Annotated in this window: 2 protein-coding genes and 1 pseudogene; 2 read left to right on the top strand and 1 reads right to left on the bottom strand. The window is 29.8% G+C overall.

Annotated features, from left to right (window positions below; genetic code table 11):
• Position 1: 1 nt before the first annotated feature.
• Both mfd and ACTG3S_RS02770 read left to right on the top strand, forming a co-directional pair.
• Complete coding sequence (mfd, locus tag ACTG3S_RS02775; protein ID WP_439127850.1) at positions 2 to 3,334, top strand: transcription-repair coupling factor; 3,333 nt, start codon at positions 2 to 4, stop codon at positions 3,332 to 3,334.
• 14 nt (positions 3,335 to 3,348) lie between these two features.
• Entirely contained in the window at positions 3,349 to 4,206 is an 858-nt protein-coding gene (locus tag ACTG3S_RS02770; protein WP_439127849.1) for a DMT family transporter, read from the top strand.
• Positions 4,207 to 4,348: 142 nt separating this feature from the next.
• Here ACTG3S_RS02770 and ACTG3S_RS02765 read toward each other — a convergent pair.
• Positions 4,349 to 4,552 (bottom strand): annotated as a pseudogene (locus ACTG3S_RS02765) (hypothetical protein); the annotation flags it as partial.

The following is a 4,552-nucleotide window of genomic DNA, read 5'->3' as shown; positions in this document are numbered from 1 at the left end:
GTTGAGTAAGCAGAATATTGTAAATCAATACCAAAAATCTGCGCTAGTAGCGCAGATAAATTCACAACTTCAACAAGAGCAAAACCATTTTCAAATAAAGAATTTGGTGGGCTCTTCGTTGTCTTTTGTTATTTCAGAAACTTTTAAAAAAGCAGACAAACCTTATCTTTTAATTTTTAATGATAAAGAAGAAGCTGCCTATTATTTAAATGATTTAGAGCAACTTTTAGGCGATAAAAACGTTCTATTTTATCCTGGTTCTTACAGGAGACCTTATCAAATAGAAGAAACAGACAACGCCAATGTTTTATTGCGTTCTGAGGTTTTAAATAGAATAAATTCTAGAAAAAAACCTGCAGTTATTGTTACCTATCCAACTGCATTATTCGAAAAAGTAGTTACTAAAAAAGAACTTGAAAAAAGTACTTTAAAAGTAGCTGTTGGCGAGAATTTATCATTAGATTTTGTAAACGAAGTCTTATTTGAATATAAATTTAAACGGGTAGATTTTGTTACAGAACCTGGAGATTTTTCTGTAAGAGGTGGAATTATAGATGTGTTTTCTTTTTCTAACGATATCCCTTACAGAATTGAGTTTTTTGGTGATGAAATTGACAGCATTAGAACCTTTGACGTAGAAACGCAACTCTCTAAAGAGAAACTGAAAAAAGTTTCTATAATGCCCAATGTAGAAAATAAAACGCTTCAAGAAAACAGAGAAAGCTTTTTAAAATACATATCTTCTAAAACGGTTGTTTTTGTAAAAAATCAATCATTACTTACTGGTAATTTAGATAAGTTTTATAAAAAAGCAGAAGAAGCTTTTTCAACTTTATCTAAAGAAATAAAACATGCAAAACCTAACGAATTATTTTGTGATGGTAATTTCATAAAAAATCAATTACAAGATTTCACTCTCGTAAATTTTGGAACTTCTAATGCTTATGAAAATTCTGATGTTGTTTTTAACACACAACCTCAACCTTCTTTTAACAAAAAGTTTGATTTATTAATAGACAATTTAGAAGAATATCACAAAGCAGGTTTTACCAATTATATTTTTTGTGCTAACGATCAGCAGGCAAAACGTTTTCATGATATTTTTGATGATTCAGAGAAAAAAGTTCATTATGAAACCTTAGTTTTTCCTTTATACCAAGGTTTTGTAGATGTAGATACTAAATTGGTTTGTTATACAGATCATCAAATTTTTGAACGTTATCATAAATTCCGATTAAAAAATGGGTATGCTAAAAAGCAAGCCATTACTTTACAAGAACTAAACAAACTAGAAATTGGTGATTATGTGACACACATGGACCATGGAATTGGAAAATTTGGTGGTTTGCAAAAAATAGATGTTCAAGGAAAAAAGCAAGAAGCCATAAAACTGGTTTATGGAGAACGTGATATTTTGTACGTAAGCATCCACTCGCTTCACAAGATTTCTAAATTTAATGGTAAAGATGGAAAAGCACCAAAAATTTACAAATTAGGTTCTGGCGCTTGGAAAAAAATTAAACAAAAAACCAAAGCTAGAGTTAAGCATGTTGCGTTTAATTTAATTCAATTATACGCAAAAAGAAAGCTACAAAAAGGATTTGCATTTGGTCCAGACACACATATACAACACGAGTTAGAAGGTAGTTTTATGTACGAAGATACACCCGATCAATTTACAGCTACACAAGATGTAAAAATAGATATGGAAAAAGAACAACCTATGGACAGATTGGTTTGTGGTGATGTTGGTTTTGGTAAAACAGAAGTTGCTGTAAGAGCAGCTTTTAAAGCGGTTGATAATGGCAAACAAGTCGCTATTTTAGTACCAACAACTATTTTAGCTTTTCAACATTATCAAACGTTTACAGAGCGTTTAAAAGATTTTCCTATCAAAATAGATTATTTAAATCGATTTAGAACAGCAAAACAAAAAACTGCCGCTATAGATGGCGTAAATAGTGGTGCTGTAGATATTATTATTGGCACGCATCAATTAACAAATCAACGTATAAAATTTAAAGATTTAGGGTTGTTAATTATTGATGAAGAGCAAAAATTTGGTGTAGCTGTTAAAGATAAATTAAAAACTTTAAAAGAGAATGTTGATACATTAACGTTAACTGCAACACCAATCCCAAGAACTTTACAATTTAGTTTAATGGCTGCTAGAGATTTATCAGTCATAAAAACACCTCCACCCAACAGACACCCTATAGAAAGTCATGTAATTCGTTTTGGAGAAGAAACGATTAGAGACGCTATTTCTTATGAAATTTCTAGAGGAGGACAGGTTTTCTTTATTCATAATAGAATAGAAAACATTAAAGAAGTTGCTGGTTTGTTGCAACGTCTAATACCTTCTGCAAAAATTGGCATTGGGCATGGACAAATGGAAGGTAAAAAACTAGAAGAGCTAATGCTCGGTTTTATGAATGGTGAATTTGATGTTTTGGTATCTACCACAATTATAGAAAGTGGTTTAGATGTACCAAATGCCAATACCATTTTTATTAATAATGCTAATAATTTTGGTTTGAGTGATTTACATCAAATGAGAGGTAGAGTTGGGCGATCTAACAAAAAAGCATTCTGTTATTTTATAACACCACCTTATCATATGATGACAGATGATGCTAGAAAACGTATAGAAGCGCTCGTTTTATTTTCTGATTTAGGTAGCGGAATTAACATTGCCATGAAAGATTTAGAAATACGTGGGGCTGGAGATTTATTAGGTGGCGAACAAAGTGGTTTTATCAATGATATTGGATTTGATACCTATCAAAAAATATTACAAGAAGCCATAGAAGAGTTGAAAGAAAATGAGTTTAAAGAATTGTATCCAACAGATAATTCTAAGCCAAAAGAGTTTGTAAAAGAAGTACAAATAGATACTGATTTTGAAATTTTATTTCCTGATGATTATGTAAATTCAGTAACAGAAAGGTTGAGTTTGTACGAAAAACTATCTGACTTAAAAAACAATGAAGAATTACAAACTTTTGAAACTGAAATTATAGACAGGTTTGGAGAAATACCAACTCAGGTAGAAGATTTATTAGATTCTGTAAGAATAAAATGGTTGGCAAAAGAATTAGGTTTAGAAAAAATCATTTTAAAACAAAAAAGAATGATTGGCTATTTTGTATCTGACCAACAAAGCGATTTTTACCAAACAGCCGCTTTTTCTAAAATGTTAAAATACGTGCAACAAAACCCTAAAAGTTGTGTAATGAAAGAGAAACAGACCAAAAACGGATTGCGTTTACTTATAACGTTTATAAAAATTGATACTGTAAAAAAGGCTTTACAGGTTTTACAAAATATATAGTTTAAAAAACCAACATGCAAAATAACTACGCCAAAAATTTATCAGTTTTACTTTTAGGAACCCTTTTTATAAGTACTTCTGGTGTTTTAGGAAGGTATATAGCAATGCCAGCAGAAGCTATTATTTTATGTAGAGCTTTTTTAGCAGCCATTTTTATTTATATTTTCTGCCGATTTAAAAAAATTGATTTAAAAATTAAATCTAGAAAAGATAAAGTTTCTTTCTTTTTAAGTGGCTTTTTAATGGGCGCACATTGGGTTACCTATTTTATTGCATTAAAGTTAAGCAATGTAGCTTTAGGAATGCTGTCTTTATTTACATACCCTATAATTACCGTTTTTCTAGAGCCTTTTTTTTCGAAACAAAAAATTAGCGGCATTCATGTTTTTTTAGCCATTTTAGTATTAGTTGGTATCTCTATTTTAGTACCAGAATTTTCTATAGAAAATGATGATTTGAAAGGAATTCTCTTTGGAATTTTATCTGCTTTTTTCTATGCTGTTAGAAACTTATTGGTAAAAGAAGAAGTAAAAAAATACAATGGCAGTATGTTAATGTTGTATCAAATGATTGTAGTTACCATTTGTTTATTACCTGTTTTATTTTTTAGTGATTTTACAAACATTCAAAATCAATTACCTCTTTTGATATTAGTTGCTTTAATAACTACAGCAATTGGGCATACATTAATGGTGTATTCTTTAAAACATTTTTCTGCAACCACAGCAAGTATTATAAGCAGTATACAACCAATTTTTGGAATTTTAATTGCCTTTATTTTTGTAAATGAAATACCAAGTAAATCTACTTTTATTGGCGGAAGTTTGATTTTGATTACTGTGGTTATTGAGAGTTTACGGAATAAGAAGTGATTTAATTTTCTTTTATTAGTTTAGCCCAGATTGAGCTATTTGTTTGAAATCCTTTTTGCTTTTCAGCAAAAAGATTGAGTAGCGAAAGCTGGAAATAGCTTCTAAAAAAGATTACATCATAAATTTGAAATAAAACTTCTTGTTAAAACAATTCTTTATTACTAATATCTAAATAATTTCGCTTCACAAAAGCTAAAATTGTTTCTAAAATTTCACCCATATTTTGGCACTCTCTAAATTGAACATCTCCTACATATTGTACTAAATGTTTTTTTAAAAGTGCAATATTTTCTGGAAAGGAAATGGTATCGTTTTTCATGCATTTTATCAAACGAGCGGTTCTTCT

The sequence above is a fragment of the Polaribacter sp. genome, assembly GCF_965656025.1.
Classification (GTDB): Bacteria; Bacteroidota; Bacteroidia; order Flavobacteriales; family Flavobacteriaceae; genus Polaribacter.
Note: the sequence above shows the minus strand (reverse complement) of the source record. Positions and strands in the feature narration are given on the sequence as shown.

Excerpts from the sequence above, each read along its gene's own strand:
- ACTG3S_RS02770 (WP_439127849.1), top strand. The coding sequence starts at position 3,349 with ATGCAAAATAACTACGCCAAAAATTTATCAGTTTTACTTTTAGGAACC.